General features: G+C 61.3%; 14 protein-coding genes. 4 read left to right on the top strand and 10 right to left on the bottom strand.

Going from position 1 to position 13,980, the window contains the following annotated elements; translation table 11 throughout:
* Positions 1-5 precede the first annotated feature (5 nt).
* Positions 6-746: an ABC transporter ATP-binding protein gene (locus ACLLJI_RS14450; RefSeq protein WP_434621557.1), complete on the top strand. Its 741-nt coding sequence runs from the start codon at positions 6-8 to the stop codon at positions 744-746.
* Between the two features lie 54 nt (positions 747-800).
* On the top strand, positions 801-2,780 hold the full coding sequence (locus ACLLJI_RS14445; RefSeq protein ID WP_434613514.1) for a DUF6541 family protein: 1,980 nt from the start codon (positions 801-803) through the stop codon (positions 2,778-2,780).
* Between the two features lie 84 nt (positions 2,781-2,864).
* Here ACLLJI_RS14445 and rfbA read toward each other — a convergent pair whose 3' ends face one another.
* Complete coding sequence (gene rfbA / locus ACLLJI_RS14440; RefSeq protein ID WP_434613511.1) at positions 2,865-3,728, bottom strand: glucose-1-phosphate thymidylyltransferase RfbA; 864 nt, start codon at positions 3,726-3,728, stop codon at positions 2,865-2,867.
* Positions 3,729-3,838: 110 nt separating this feature from the next.
* On the opposite strand from rfbA, the gene ACLLJI_RS14435 reads away from it, so the two are divergent.
* Entirely contained in the window at positions 3,839-4,921 is a 1,083-nt protein-coding gene (locus tag ACLLJI_RS14435; RefSeq protein WP_434613508.1) for an acyltransferase family protein, read from the top strand.
* A 16-nt stretch (positions 4,922-4,937) separates the two neighbouring features.
* Here the strand turns inward: ACLLJI_RS14435 and ACLLJI_RS14430 are convergent, their stop codons facing one another.
* The 9 genes from ACLLJI_RS14430 to ACLLJI_RS14390 all read right to left on the bottom strand — a co-directional run bounded on the left by ACLLJI_RS14430 (position 4,938) and on the right by ACLLJI_RS14390 (position 13,046).
* On the bottom strand, positions 4,938-5,132 hold the full coding sequence (locus ACLLJI_RS14430; protein WP_434613505.1) for a hypothetical protein: 195 nt from the start codon (positions 5,130-5,132) through the stop codon (positions 4,938-4,940).
* Between the two features lie 178 nt (positions 5,133-5,310).
* Complete coding sequence (locus ACLLJI_RS14425; RefSeq protein ID WP_434613502.1) at positions 5,311-6,171, bottom strand: hypothetical protein; 861 nt, start codon at positions 6,169-6,171, stop codon at positions 5,311-5,313.
* Positions 6,172-6,728: 557 nt separating this feature from the next.
* Complete coding sequence (locus ACLLJI_RS14420; RefSeq protein ID WP_434613499.1) at positions 6,729-7,631, bottom strand: glycosyltransferase; 903 nt, start codon at positions 7,629-7,631, stop codon at positions 6,729-6,731.
* Between the two features lie 21 nt (positions 7,632-7,652).
* Positions 7,653-8,747: an NAD-dependent epimerase/dehydratase family protein gene (locus ACLLJI_RS14415; RefSeq protein WP_434613496.1), complete on the bottom strand. Its 1,095-nt coding sequence runs from the start codon at positions 8,745-8,747 to the stop codon at positions 7,653-7,655.
* Between the two features lie 23 nt (positions 8,748-8,770).
* Positions 8,771-9,658, bottom strand: a complete 888-nt coding sequence (locus tag ACLLJI_RS14410) for a glycosyltransferase family 2 protein (protein WP_434613493.1) — start codon at positions 9,656-9,658, stop codon at positions 8,771-8,773.
* On the bottom strand, positions 9,659-10,066 hold the full coding sequence (locus ACLLJI_RS14405; protein ID WP_434613490.1) for a DUF2304 domain-containing protein: 408 nt from the start codon (positions 10,064-10,066) through the stop codon (positions 9,659-9,661). It lies immediately after the preceding gene.
* Positions 10,067-10,069: 3 nt separating this feature from the next.
* Positions 10,070-10,819, bottom strand: a complete 750-nt coding sequence (locus ACLLJI_RS14400) for a glycosyltransferase family 2 protein (RefSeq protein WP_434621554.1) — start codon at positions 10,817-10,819, stop codon at positions 10,070-10,072.
* A gap of 78 nt (positions 10,820-10,897) precedes the next feature.
* Complete coding sequence (locus tag ACLLJI_RS14395; RefSeq protein ID WP_434613487.1) at positions 10,898-11,824, bottom strand: glycosyltransferase; 927 nt, start codon at positions 11,822-11,824, stop codon at positions 10,898-10,900.
* Positions 11,814-13,046 carry a polysaccharide biosynthesis protein gene (locus tag ACLLJI_RS14390; RefSeq protein ID WP_434613484.1) on the bottom strand — a complete coding sequence of 411 codons (1,233 nt, stop codon included), beginning with the start codon at positions 13,044-13,046 and terminating at the stop codon, positions 11,814-11,816. The genes ACLLJI_RS14395 and ACLLJI_RS14390 overlap by 11 nt, the downstream gene beginning before the upstream one ends.
* Before the next feature lie 148 nt (positions 13,047-13,194).
* Here ACLLJI_RS14390 and ACLLJI_RS14385 point away from each other — a divergent pair, with 148 nt between their 5' ends.
* Positions 13,195-13,971 (top strand): glycosyltransferase, encoded by a 777-nt coding sequence (locus tag ACLLJI_RS14385; protein ID WP_434613481.1) that lies wholly within the window; start codon positions 13,195-13,197, stop codon positions 13,969-13,971.
* The last annotated feature ends 9 nt before the right edge of the window (positions 13,972-13,980 follow it).

Below are 13,980 nucleotides of genomic sequence, written 5' to 3'. Positions count from 1 at the left end.
TGTCCATCAGTACGGCCATCACGGTGGAAAACGTGCGCAAGGAGTTTGTCCTCCGGCACACCCGGTCGTTGAAGGAAGCCCTGGTGTGGCTGCTCCGCGGACGCCGCGGCGATCTGTCGAAGAAATTCGATGCGCTCAAGAACGTCTCCCTGCACGTGGGGCAGGGCGAAACGGTGGCCCTGCTGGGCCTTAACGGCTCCGGCAAGTCGACGCTGCTCAAACTCATTTCCGGCGTCCTGCAACCCGACAGCGGCTCCGTACGGACCCGCGGGCGGGTGGCCGGCCTGATAGAGGTGGGCGCCGGGTTCCACCACGACCTGAGCGGGCGCGACAACGTCTACCTCAACGGCGCCATTCTCGGCATGACGGAGTCTCAAATCGATACGATGTTTGACTCGATCGTGGAGTTCTCCGAAATCGGCGAATTCATTGACACGGAGGTGAAGTTCTATTCCTCGGGCATGTATGTTCGGCTGGCATTCTCCATTGCCGTCCACACGGATCCCGAGGTCTTCCTGATCGACGAAATCCTTGCCGTGGGGGACGAGCCGTTCCAGCGAAAGTGCATCGCCAAAATCAGGGAGCTCGGCGCGGCCGGCAAGACGCTCTTTGTCGTCAGCCATGACCTGGATCTGGTCGCCACGGTATGTGAGCGCGCGGTTTTGCTGGAGCACGGCCAGGTCATCATGGACGGCGAGGTGCACGACGTTGTTACCGAACTACGCCGGCGGTCCGCGGAAAGCTGACGATCCAGGAGCCCGTGCAGTGGATCCGTTCTACCCCTAAGGAGTCAGCCAGCCATGACATGGTTATCAGCAGTACCGGCGATAACCATTGCTGTGCTTGTTCTTCTCCTGCCGGGTGCGCTCCTGGCGTGGGGTCTCCGGGCGCGGGGGTTTGCGCTATTTGCGTTGGCTCCAGTGATGTCAGTTTCGCTGATTGCCGTGGCTGCGGTGGCGGGTCCCGTCCTTGGCTATTCCTGGTCCATCGTTCCGGTGGCGGTCCTGGCTGGTCTTGCAACTGCCATGGCATGGGCGGCCAGGAAGGTGCTGGCGCGCACCTGGCCGGACGAAACAGGCCGGCGCCGGTTTGACAGGCGCTTTTACTCCGCCGTCGCCGGCGTGGCGCTGGGGGCCCTGATTATCGGCGCGCGGCTGCTCTTTGTCTTTGGTTCCCCGGACAGTATTTCGCAGACATTTGACAATATATTCCATCTGAACGCCATCCAGTACATTTACCAGACCGGACAGGCATCATCGCTGACAATCGGCGGCATGACCGGGATCCCGTTCTACCCTGCCGCCTGGCATGCCTTCGCTGCCCTGGTGGGACAGCTTTCGGGCGCATCCATTCCGGTCGCCGTAAATGCTGCGAACCTTGCCATCGGGGCGCTGGTCTGGCCGCTGGGATGCGTCTACTTCTGTCAGCAGGTCTTCGGGCAGAAGATGCACGCGGCCCTGCTCACCGGCGTACTGTCGGCGGGTTTCGGCGCCTTTCCCATTCTGATGGTCGATTTCGGGGTGCTCTACCCTAACCTGCTGTCCATCGCCCTGCTGCCGGGAGTGCTGGCGCTCGGCGTGCAGACCCTTGGGTTATCAAAGGTTCCGGACTTCAGCCGGCCCGTGACGGGAATGGCGCTGATCCTGGCCGTTCCCGGGATTTCCATTGCACATCCAAGCACGACAATGGCATTCTTGGTATTTTTGCTGCCTGCGCTCTGCTACCTCTATATTCGGGCGGCCCGGCGATGGAGAGCCAGCTGGCCGGCCAGCCGCCGCCCGTTCCTGCTATGGACACTGCTGCTGCTTGCCGGGGCAACTGTATTCACTGTCCTGTGGGACGTCCTGCGGCCCCCGGCCGACGCAGCTTTCTGGCCGCCCATCCACTCCTACCGGCGCGCCATCTTCGAGATCCTGACCAGCTCGCCCATGGCCCGTCCCCCTGCTGTCCTTCTGACCGCGTTTCTTGTTGTTGGCCTGGTGGTGCTGGCCCGACGGAGGAAGACCTGGTGGATCCTGGGCTTATTCGCCGTCGCCTCCATCCTTTTTATCCTCGTGTCCGGTTTCCACCCCGGGGATCTCCGGAACTTCGCCACGGGTACCTGGTACAACGACAGTTTCCGGTTGGCGGCGTTACTACCTGCCGCCACGCTGCTTCCGGCAGCAGCGGGCGCTATCTGGCTGTGGGAATGGTGTAGACGATGCCTCTGGCGCCCGCTCAGAGCCAAGCTGATCGACGCCGGCACACCGGCCGCCCGCAGGCGCACGGCAGCGTCCGCTGCCGGGTTTTCCGTCATCGCGCTGACCGTCATCGCGCTTCTTGCACAGTCCGGCAGCATGGATTATTCCGCCGGCAGGGCACGCATCAATTATCAGCTTCGGCCGGATTCGCAGCTGCTCACGGCGGACGAGAGGGCCATTCTGGGCGATCTGGACCGCATTGTCCCGCCGGATTCGATCATCGCCGCCAACCCCTGGAACGGTAGCGCCCTTGCCTACGCGCTCGCGGACCGCAAGACCCTGCAGTTGCATGTTCTGAGTCCAATAAGCGCTGACGATGCGATCATCTACAGCGGCCTCAGGGACGCCAATACTAATCCAGCGGTGTGCCCGGCCGTGCGCAACCTCAACGTCCGGTATGTGCTGGACTTTGGCACCGAGGAGGTCAATGACGGCTCCCACCCCACGCCCGGTTTGATGAATCTCGAAGCCGCCGGTGTTGTGACCCTCGTTGAACAGCGGGGCGATGCGGCACTCTACAGGCTCACCGCCTGCCGTTAGTCGGGCATGAGTGAACGACGGCACTCAGCCGCGAGGACCCGACGCAGGGACGGCCACGCTTTTTGCGGTACCGACTGCAGCTGACTACTGCTCCAGCAGCCCCAGCAGGTACGCGCCGTACCCGCCCTTGACCAGTGGCTCCGCGCGCTCCCGCAATTCATCGCTCGTGAGGAAACCCTGGCGCCAGGCGATTTCCTCTGGTGCGCCGATCTTTAGACCCTGCCGGTGTTCAACGGTCCGGACAAAGTTGGAGGCGTCGTTAAGGGAGTCGAAGGTGCCGGTATCCAGCCAAGCCGTGCCCCTGGGTAGAATTTCCACCTGCAGTTTCCCGCGTTCGAGGTAGGTCCGGTTGACGTCGGTGATTTCCAGCTCGCCGCGCGGGGAGGGCTGAAGGTCTTTGGCTATCTCGACGACGTCGTTGTCATAGAAGTAAAGGCCCGGCACGGCGTAATGGCTCTTAGGCTTCGCCGGCTTCTCCTCCAGGGAAATCGCCTTGCCGGTGCTGTCGAATTCGACGACCCCGTACGCTGTCGGGTCGGCTACCCAGTAGCCGAAAACGGCCCCGCCGTCGATGTTTTCGAAACGCCGCAGTTGGGTGCCCATGCCCTGGCCGTAAAAGATATTGTCCCCTAGGACCAGGGCCACGGATTCCTGACCGATGTGCTCCGCTCCCAGGATGAAGGCCTGGGCCAAGCCGTCGGGAGACGGCTGCTGCACATAAGTTAACGAAACGCCGAACATGCTTCCGTCGCCCAGGAGGCGTTCAAACTGCTCTGCGTCGTGCGGAGTGGTGATGATCAGAATGTCTGTGATGCCTGCCAAGATCAGGGTGGACAAAGGATAATAGATCATCGGCTTGTCATAGACCGGCACCAGCTGCTTGCTGATGCCGAGGGTGATGGGGTGAAGCCGGGAGCCGGTACCGCCGGCAAGTATGATTCCGCGCATGTTTCCATCATCCCGTAGATGCCAGACACAGCAAAAACGGGGCTGAGCAAGGTCAACCGGTGCGCCGCGATAGGATGTGAGGGCCAGAACCAGCAAAAGACGGGAACAAATTGACTGCGCTTGGTGTGAAGCCGAGGGAACTGCCGAAGATGCTGTTCGGTAAACCCCTGGACCCTCGGAATAACAGCCTGAACCTTATCCGGCTGATTTTGGCTTTCATGGTGCTCTTTGCCCACAGTTTCTTCGTCGTGGGCGCGGGGACCGGGCCGGGCTTTAAGGGCGAGAACCTTGGCGGCTGGGCGGTTGCCGGATTCTTCGGCATCAGCGGCTACTTGATTACGGGCAGCAGGTTCAACAACAACATTGGGCCGTATCTGGTCCACAGAGCCGCCAGAATTTTTCCGGCGTTTCTCGTCTGCCTGCTCGTCATGGCTGGAGCATTTGCGCCCATTGCCTACGTGGCCCAGCACTCTTCCCTGCACGGGTTTTTTCAGACCCCCACGACGCCGGCCAACTCGGTCTTCGCAAACATGTTCCTCAAAATCAGCAGCTACGACATAGCGGGCACTCCTGCCGGCGTCCCCTACCCGGGAGCGTGGAACGGATCACTGTGGACCTTGTACTTCGAGTTCCTGTGTTACCTGCTGATCGCGCTGCTCGGTTCATTAGCACTCGTGCGGAAATCGCCGTGGCCCATTCTTGCCGCGTTTCTTCTCAGTGTGCTTGTCTGGGCCAATATAGCCCGGCTTGATCCCTATCTGCAGAACAATTTCGATTTCAATATGCTTTCCAGACTTGTCCCGTACTTTTTGGGCGGTGCCGTGGTCAAGGTGTTTGCCCGCCGCATTGGCCTCAACTGGCAGGGCGGCGTGGCGGCCTTAGTGTTGGCTGCCGGGTGTGTTTTCGGATTGGACGGCTTCGGCAATCAGCTCGCTGCACCGTTCATCGCTTACCTCCTGCTCTGGGTGTCGACGTGGCTTCCGAGCCCGAGGCTCGTTCTGCGTCACGATATTTCCTATGGTGCATACATCTACGCTTTTCCGGTCCAGCAGCTGCTGGCAGTTTTCGGCGCCTACCACTGGGGGGTGTGGTGGTTCACAGTTGCCGCCGCGGCAGCCACCATTCCCTTTGCCACTGCCAGCTGGCTGTTGGTTGAGAAGCCCATCATGGCGATTGCAAAACGCCGGACCTGAGGACGGTTCTGAGCGTTCAGGATCTGCCGGCGCTGATGACGCGGACGGCCAGGGGAGTCCCCGCCAGGTGGCTTTGTACTGCTCCGTATATTTCCGGATCAACGATGACCGACGGCCCAGGATTAGTGCGCAGGATGCCGGCAGCCACTTCCGGGGCCTTGGCATAGTCCTTCGATAGCTCCGCGAGGAGCCCGGTCAGCTCAATGTTCATTGACGTGGCAGCTCCGCTCAGCCCGAGTTCCCAGCGGGAGGCAAGAATCGGGTCAAGGCCGTTATCCGCCGGGAGATAGATCGATTTCGTGCTCCTGCCCCAGCCGGCCGCTGTCCAAGAGATACCGCACGCTGGCGGGCGTGTTCCATAAGAACCCAGGCGAAGAGTTCGGCCGCAATCAGATACTTATAGAAGTAATACGAGATGGTTCCGGAATGCTGAATCTGGCCGTAGGCAAGCACAATACAGACCCCAACAGGGAGTAGGAGCCCCAGACCCGCCATACCGGCTTGGCGGCGGATCCGGGCTGCTGTCCTGTTAGATTTGGAGAGGCAACGTTGGCCGCTCCCAGTGCTAGTACTGCCCCGACGGTGGCGAGGGCCCAGCCGAAGTCCGGTTCGGCAATGCCGCCCGAAGCCGCCAAAATATTCTGAGTCTGGTTCAGCAGTGGTGCAACCTGCAGGACCGAAAGTCCTATTCCAGTGCAGGCAAGTGCAACGAAACAAAAACAAGCAGCCCACCAGCCCTTGGTGTGCAGATGCCGGTCGTTGATCAACTGTCCTAAAGTCATGGTGACGACGACGGCGATCAGACTGGTGAGCAGCAGCCAGTTATGGCACACACCGGCCAGCCCTGCGGCCACTGCGGCGACGCCAGCCAGCGGAACCCTTCGTCCGAACGAAAGAATGGCCAGAACGGCTCCGGCCGCGAGACCGCAGGCCAAGTAAAAGTTAGCGAATCCTTCGTAGACAGGAATGGCACCCGGCCCGAGCACCCAGGCAGCGGAGGCGGCGGCAATGACAGGAGTGAGGACGGCGGCTCGTTGCCGCACGACGGGCAGCGAGCAGAGACCGGCGATGACCAGGACGACGGTCAGAATGCTCACAACTGCCTGCAGGTTAATGAACGAGACCAGCTCCGCATCCAGGGTCGATGCCGTCGGGCGTAGTATTTCAGCGAGGGTGGCCAGCACCGCATGGAATCCCTGCGGATATTCCGAAAAAGCCCAGTTGCCGCCGGCCGCAGGCCCCTGCACCATGGGTACTACGGAACCACGACTGCGAAGCATGTAATAGATGCTGAAATGCGACTGGTAGTCCCACCGCGTGATCTCCGAGCGCAATCCAGGCGGATAGGCCAGCAAAAGTGCCGGCGAGCAAAATGGTCCCGTGGGCGGTGCCGAATAACTGTTCAGGAATCCACCAGGACAACGGAACCAGCCCCCGGGCAACGAGCATGTTGATGAGGATCCGCTGCGACAGGATGGGGGAGGAGGGAATCAGCAGGACCAGAACTCCGGCGAGACCCAGCAGCCAATATCCGGTCGCGGGACCGCTTTCGCGCGCCAGTACCACGGCAGTAAAAACGGCAACAAAAAGCAGTGCCGCGCGGAAGATCCGCCGCGAACGCGAGGACGCGGCTGCTCTTTTCGGCGTATGAGGATAAGGGACGGATTCCCCGACCCGAGACCGAACTACGGATACACTATCCACGGGAAGATGTCCTTGGGCTAGAGAGCTGGCTGTTGAAGGTGCCCACCGGCTGTACACGGCGTCTGTGGGCCCAAGGTGAGGTTGTATTGACACCGCCGAGCCGTTATCGAGCCAAACGTGGACCGGTCACCCGGTGGCGTCCGTCGCGTGCTCCCGCGACGACGTTTTTGAGGCGCTCCAAGCGTCCGGGCACGAGCAGACTAACAATCATGAGATGCCGACAGTCGGCCAGTATTCCCTTGACGGCCCATCCGGGCTGCCGCAGCCAGTACCTGTTGACCAGAAGTTGGCGGTTGCGGAAAATATAGTAATACCGGTAGGCTGCGGCGGTCCTGACCAAGACCGGTTTTCCGCCAAGGGCCGGTTGCCAACCCAAAAACTCCACCGGACGCATGCTCCCCAGCGAGTGGTCCAGGCCAGCTGTTTCGGCGATCACCACCTGGTAGCCTGCTGTACGGCACCGCAGATAAAACTCAGTGTCCACGCCATCGATAAACAGTTCGCTCATCAGTGGGCCCAAACGGTCCAAGACTGTCACCGGTATCAGCAGTCCGGACTGAATTGGTTCGCCGCCCAGCACGACCGGGCCGACATGACCCGAACGCCGGGTACCCAGTCCCCGAATGCGCCCGGGCGCCACCATTCCTACCGCGACATCGGCCGCAGTTGCCTGGTCGAATGCCGTCACCAGCTTGTCCACGTACCCGGTTTCAATCCGGGAGTCCTGGTCCATTGTGAGGATGAACGCCGGGACTGCGGCGCGGTCCGCGCACACCGCGGCAATGCCCGCATTCAGCGCCGCGGCGATGCCGGAATTGGTGGCCAGCCGCACAATCCGGCAGCCGAGTGTGGCCAGCTGCGCCAGCACCCACGTCGGATCGTCGGAACTGCCGTCATCGACGGCAATGACGACGTCGACCTGCCGGAGTAGCGCGCCCACGTTGTCCAGAACACTGGCGTCCGGGTTGTAGAGCGAGACAACGGCCGCTGTTCTCCGGTGTGTCATATCCTTTGGTCCAGCCGGGCGCTATGCGGGCTGAACGTCGGGCTGGGCGTCGATCCAGTCGGCCAGGAGGTCAATTCCCTGGGTAAGACTGTATTGCGGCGTCCAGCCGAGAACGTCCGCCGCGGCGGATACATCGGCCCAGGCATGCCGGACGTCTCCCTGCCGGTATTGGCCAGTGACGTGTGGCTGCGGCGCGTTGTAATGCCGCGCAATCAGTCCGGCTGCCGTGCCGATAGTCTGGAACTCACCGGAGCCAATATCGATGGGGGTGCCCCGGACCGTGGTGCTGAGCGCACCGGCTAAGATGGCCGAGGCTACGTCGTCAATCAGAATGAAGTCCCGGCGGACATCTCCGTCCTCATAGAGTGGAATTGATTTCCCGCCCATAGCCATCCGGCAGAAGAGGCTCATAATGCCGGTATACGGGTTGATCAGGGATTGCCCCGGGCCGTAGACATTCTGGAGCCGGAGAATGACCGTCTCCACGTCATACGACTTTGCCCAGGCCTGCAGAATGTTTTCCTGCGCCAGTTTGGTGGCGCCGTAAACACTGACCGGCGCCGGGAACGTCTGTGCGGCATTCATGGCAACCGGTTCCGCACCTGGGAAGTCCCATTCGCCCTTTTCGAGCGTCACGCTGGTGCGCTGGCCGGGGTAGAACAGCTTGCCGTCGGCACGGCGCCAGGCCCCTTCCCCATACACGGCACGACTGGATGACAGAACGATCCGCCGGGGGAGCTTGTGGTGGCGATTAAGACCGTCAAGGAGCTGGGATGTCCCCACCACATTGACGTGCGTATGCCTCGTGGACTCATTTAGGGATTGCGCCGTACCCGTTTCGGCGGCGAGATGGACAACCACGTCGGGCGTGACCCTTGCAAGGACGTCATCCCAGGTGGCCGCTTCGGTCACGTCGCGGACAATCAGTTCTGCCGCTGCCGCCAGCTCGGGAGGTCTGCGGCCGCTGGCATGGATTTGCGGATGCAGGCTGTCTACGACGACCACGCGGTCAAAGGATTCCATAAGAGCGGCGGAGATGGCACAGCCGATGAAACCGGCTCCGCCCGTGACAAGGACGGTTCCGCCAGGTCGCGCTGAGGATGAAGGAGTAGTCACATTGGACCTTTCGTTGCGGGCAGTCAGCTGCCGAATGTGTGGCGGACGAGGGCCCGGATGGCTGTGGTGTGCCTGCTGCCAACGGCCCTTGGAAGCAGGGACAGGGCATGTGCCCGGGACGTGATGCGCAGCCTGGCGGCCAATGCTGCGCGGTTCCAGCCCAGCTCGTCTGCCTGCGCCGCGGCGACGGAAAAATACTCGCGTTCACCGGCGAAGCGCGACCCATCGACGAGCTTTGTCGATGAGGCACTGTTGGAATGGCGGCGGTATGAAAAACACAATGTGGGGTCAATCAGTAGTTGGTCGCCTCGGTAGACCATGTCCATGATCAGTGCCAGATCCTGGATGATCGGAAAACCCTCCCGGAAATCCACCTCGCGGATCTTTTCCGTCCGAAAGGCCAGAGCCGGCCAGTAAAGCCAGTCCCCATGCATCAGGTTGGTGGCCAGCACTTCTCCTGAGATTACCTGCCGCCCGTTTCCCCTCGGACGGACAAGGCGCTGCTTAATGGTGTCCGTAAGGGTCGAAACCACCACACTGTGTTCATTGATTACCTGCACGCCGGGCTGGATTATCGCCGCGTCCGGAAAACGGCGGTGCGCGTCGAGGATGACGTCGACGTAATTTGGCAGTAGGACGTCATCGCAGCCCAGAATGACCATGATTTCCTGATCAACCAACGACACGCAGGTCCGGTAGTTGGCGGTAATGCCTTCGTTTCGGTCTTTACGGATATATTTCACCCGGGGGTCGCTGATGCCCGCCATGAAGTCGGGGATTTCCTGACTGGGGTAGGCATCATCCACCACGGTCAGGAGCCAGTCGCCGTTTTTCTGCGCCAGAACGCTGGCAACGGTTTCTTTCATGAAGGCGGGGTCGCCCCAGTAGGGAATAAAAATATCCAAAGGCATTTAGTTGTCGGTGCTTTCGTTAGCAGTATCGGTCCTGAGAATCAGCTGCTCAGGAACATTTGGAGAATGATCGGCTGCCAAGTGTTCAACCTGTGTCCGTAGGATGGCGACTTCTTCGGCCAAAGTGCGTGTCTCATCCTCGACGACAGAAATCTCCCACGACAGATGCAGGCACACACCGAGCAGCATCAAAATACTCATGGCAAACAACAAGTTGGATGGTATCTGTACTCCGACGATTTCCGCCACAATGTTCAGCAGGCGGGGAAACGCCGCCAGCACGACGGTCGCAACCCCGACCACCAGCCAGAGAACGGCGTATTTTTCGCGTAGCTTCTTGCGGCGCAACATATCGACGACGATGGCCAGGATGGCAAGCGCCAACAGAAAGGCTGCGATGTTTCCCATAATCTAGGCTTCCGCACTTTCTTCACGCGGCGCGACAACCGAAGATCGCCTACGGGTCAGCGCAAACAGCAGGGCGAAAACCGAACGACCCAGGTACATGGCGGCTTTTACCGGATTGTGGCTCGGTTTTCCGCCTTGCCGTGGTCTCATTTCGACTGGTACCTGGGTCACGGTGCAACCGGATCGGACAGCCACGACCAGGGAATCAATCGTGTCGCCCAGATACTCGGCGGGGTAGTGGTCCAGATACTGGCTGATGGCGCGGTCGTTCGCCGCACGGAAGCCGCTGGTGACATCGGTCAGCCGGGTCTTGGCCAGGGATGAAATAACGCTCGCCAGGAATTGCATGGCCCATTTCCGGGGCCCCTTCACCGCATAATCGCCACGTTCGGCGAAGCGAGCTCCGATGGAAATATCAGCGCGGTCCAGCCCGGCGAGAACTTCGGCGATGTTCGTCGGATCGTGCTGGCCATCGGAATCGACCTGAATCACCTGATGATAACCCAGACGCCGGGCATATTTGAAGCCCGCGCGCATGGCCCCCCCGACCCCCAGATTGAAGGGAAGATTGAGGACCGTGGCTCCTGCGCGGGTAGCGATGGCTGCGGTGTCGTCGGAGGATCCGTCATTGACCACCAGGACGTCATAGTGATTACTCACGGCCAAAACTTCCGCAACTGTCGAACCAACGGATTCGGCTTCATTCCATGCGGGCATGATAACGAGAGCGCGCGCGGTGGGGGGAGTTTCCATGATGTCCAAACTATATCAAGTGCCGGTGCCCCGGCCGGGAGGCAGTACCGTGCCCACCTGCCCCCGCCGTGCGTGTCATTAATGCAGGCGGTCCTCGAGCGAAGCAGGCATCCGTCCCATGCGTCCGTTGACAGCGTCACGGAACCCAGCGGCTGCAGCCATCGCCAGGGCGCGCCTGCCCGGGCTAAAGAGCAGCCGCAGGATGTGTGCCTTGGATTCTTCCAGCAGTCTGCGGGCAACCCAGCCAGGCGCCTTCAACGCGTACCTTCTGCTGAGGACTGTCCCGTTGCGGCAGATGTAATAGACCCGGCTGGGTGAATGATAGTTGTAGGAAATGTCACGCCCGAAAACGCTGACTCTCCGCCCGAACAACGTGGCGTGGCCGCGTTCCCCCAGATCGTGTTCCAGCGTGCAGCCGCGGCCGATGACAACTCTCAGGCCGGCGTCACGGCACCGCATCGTGAAGTCGGAGTCAACCCCGTCGATAAAAAACGATTCCGCAAAATAACCGACGCGTTGCCACGTCGAGCGCGGAATGAAGAATCCGGACTGCATCGGGTCAAAGGCTTCAGCCGGGCCGCCCCCGATCCTTAGCTTCGGCGTCGGATGCCCGCTGTAGGCCGCGGAGCAGACAAATCCGATCTCCAGATCGGCGGATCCCGCCTCGGTAAGGCATGTCAGGGCCAGCTCCACGTACCGGCCGGTAACCGCTGAATCCTGGTCCAAAGTGAGAAAATACTTCGGATCCCAGGCTTTCTCGGCGTAGTGCACCCCGGCATTGAGGGTTGCCGCGATACCTGCGTTGGGCTCCTGGCGGAGCACGGTGGCTCCCGCCGCTTCAATGGAGGTGAGGACATCTTCGGAGCCCTGCGGGGATCCGTCGTCGACGACGACAACGTGGCTCACTTGCTCCGCGAGTGCACGGACAGTGTCAGCCAGATTGTCCTTGGGACGGAAGGCCGCGATGACGGCCACGACGACATCGGACTGGTCTTCATGGTACATGGTGATGGTTCCTCTCATCATTGAGTACGCGCAGTGATGGAGCCAGCAGCGAGGCAAAAAGTACGACTTCGCTCAGCGCCATGCCAAGCGCTATTCCGGGGGTATTTCCGGTGAGACCCGCGGCCAGCATCGCTGCCACACCCAGTACCGCTGAAACCAGGGTCCACCGAAGGATCAGGGCCTTCTGGCCCGCCGGAATCAGCAAATTGCGGATAAAGGGGGTGCTGGCCGAGAGGAACAGAAAAGCAATGCCGTAGAAAAAACAGACCTGGGTGGTGGCCTGGATCTGACCGGCAAACAGGACATTGCTGACGAAGGGCCCCAGCGCCGTCAGAATGACGGCACCTGCCAGGCCGAGCCCGGCATGGGCCCAGATCGCGGCGATGTGCCGCTGACGGCCGTTGCTGATGCCCCGCTCAATCGTCCAGCTCTGAAAGGCGTTGCCCAGCGCCACCACGGTGAACAGCCCGAACCGGTACAAGGTATCAGCCGTCGCGAGGCTGCCCGAGGCCACCGGCGGGGAGGTGACGGTGGCAATCGGCGTCGGTGTCGATGCGTAGGCGTTTCCGGCGAGATTTATGCCTGCCGTGTGGCCTTGGCTTTTCAGTTCCCGCAAGGTATTTGCCAGCGAAGTCGGGAGCCACTGACCGTCCCGCGAGAATCTGCGGTGGAACATGATCAGGGTCGCCACGGTGGCTAGGGCGAGAATTGCGGTGTAGTTCCACAGTTGATGCGTGAGCAACAGCAGCGGCGCGGCGAGCGCCGTTGCGATAAATCTGGGGATCGTGTCGTAAAGTGCCAGCAGCCGGGGCTGTCCCAATCCGATGCAGAACCATGCGGGCGACATGCCGGCCAGCACGGCAGCCCACGCCATGCTCACTGCTTCAACACGGAACCCGGGCACCGCCACGGCGGCGGCAATGGCCGCGGAGACGGGAAGAACCAGAACCAACAGGACCAGCCGGGTGCGGATACTTTTCAGATAGACGGCACCGCGGCTCCGAGCGTCGTGGGCGCGCGCGATGGCGACCGGTCCGTCCACGTTCCAGCCCCACATGAGCACCGTGGCTCCGAAGGTTCCGATCGCCTGACCGGATATGACGCTGGAAATTCCGCCCGGACCCACGAATCCCGCTATGACGGGCAGCAGGAGCAGCGGCGTGATCAAAGACAGCAATGGCAGCACTGTGAAACCCGACAGGCGCAGTAATACGGTCTTCATTCGGTGCTTTGGTCCTTGACTGGTGGAGGTCTCAAATGATCTTACGGGAAAGCGGAGCGGCATCGCCGATCGCCTAAAGTAGTCAACGGCAGGTACCCCTCTGCCGCGGCGTCAGCGCCGCATCATCGTCCGACGGAGAAGTGGAACCATGAACGCGCAGCATGAGGATACGTCCCTGGGCATTCGGGCCAGCATCTGCATGGCGACATACAACGGCGCGGAATATGTGGCGGAACAGATTGAGTCGATAATGCGCCAGCTCGGACCGAACGATGAACTGGTGATCGTCGACGATGCGTCCCCCGATACGACGGTTGAGGTAGTCCGGACCTTTAGCGATGACCGCATCACGGTGCTGCAGGGGGTACAAAACCAAGGCTACGTGCGGTCCTTCGAACAGGCGGTGCTCGCCAGCAAGGGTGAGTACGTCTTTCTGGCGGACCAGGACGACGTCTGGCTTCCGGGGCGGCTGGCGGTCATGCTGCGGGCGCTGCAGGGGGCGGACGTCGTCGCCAGCAACTTTGCTGTTCTGGACGACGGCGACAGAGGTAAGGTTCCGCTGCTCCGGGCCGCCGATTCAGGGCACCACGCCCGGAATATCGCCGGTATTTTGGTCGGGTACAGGCCATACTATGGCTGCGGCATGGCGATGACGCGTGCCCAGGCCCGGGTCTTCACGCCAGTTCCGTCCTATCTGCAGGAGTCCCATGACCTGTGGCTCGCGCTCTGCGGCAATGTGGCAGGCTCCATGGCCCATCTCGACGAACCGACGCTTTTGCGCCGTCTGCACGGCAACAACGTGACGCCGACCGGATGGCGTTCGCTCCGCCGGATCCTCCAGGCGCGTCTGATGATTTTTCGCGCCCTCTTGGAAGCGGCACGCAGAACCAAGGCATCGAAGCGGTCAGCGCAGCAGGCGGCCTGATCCCCCTGC

The sequence above is a fragment of the Arthrobacter sp. A5 genome (assembly GCF_051131705.1).
Taxonomy (GTDB): Bacteria; Actinomycetota; Actinomycetes; order Actinomycetales; family Micrococcaceae; genus Arthrobacter_M.
Note: the sequence above shows the minus strand (reverse complement) of the source record. Positions and strands in the feature narration are given on the sequence as shown.

Coding starts and splice junctions, on each gene's coding strand:
- ACLLJI_RS14445 (WP_434613514.1), top strand. CDS start 801: ATGACATGGTTATCAGCAGTACCGGCGATAACCATTGCTGTGCTTGTT.
- rfbA (WP_434613511.1), bottom strand. CDS start 3,728: ATGCGCGGAATCATACTTGCCGGCGGTACCGGCTCCCGGCTTCACCCC.
- ACLLJI_RS14430 (WP_434613505.1), bottom strand. CDS start 5,132: ATGAACATTGAGCTGACCGGGCTCCTCGCGGAGCTATCGAAGGACTAT.
- ACLLJI_RS14425 (WP_434613502.1), bottom strand. CDS start 6,171: ATGGTGCAGGGGCCTGCGGCCGGCGGCAACTGGGCTTTTTCGGAATAT.
- ACLLJI_RS14420 (WP_434613499.1), bottom strand. CDS start 7,631: ATGACACACCGGAGAACAGCGGCCGTTGTCTCGCTCTACAACCCGGAC.
- ACLLJI_RS14410 (WP_434613493.1), bottom strand. CDS start 9,658: ATGCCTTTGGATATTTTTATTCCCTACTGGGGCGACCCCGCCTTCATG.
- ACLLJI_RS14405 (WP_434613490.1), bottom strand. CDS start 10,066: ATGGGAAACATCGCAGCCTTTCTGTTGGCGCTTGCCATCCTGGCCATC.
- ACLLJI_RS14400 (WP_434621554.1), bottom strand. CDS start 10,819: ATGGAAACTCCCCCCACCGCGCGCGCTCTCGTTATCATGCCCGCATGG.
- ACLLJI_RS14395 (WP_434613487.1), bottom strand. CDS start 11,824: ATGTACCATGAAGACCAGTCCGATGTCGTCGTGGCCGTCATCGCGGCC.
- ACLLJI_RS14390 (WP_434613484.1), bottom strand. CDS start 13,046: ATGAAGACCGTATTACTGCGCCTGTCGGGTTTCACAGTGCTGCCATTG.
- ACLLJI_RS14385 (WP_434613481.1), top strand. CDS start 13,195: ATGAACGCGCAGCATGAGGATACGTCCCTGGGCATTCGGGCCAGCATC.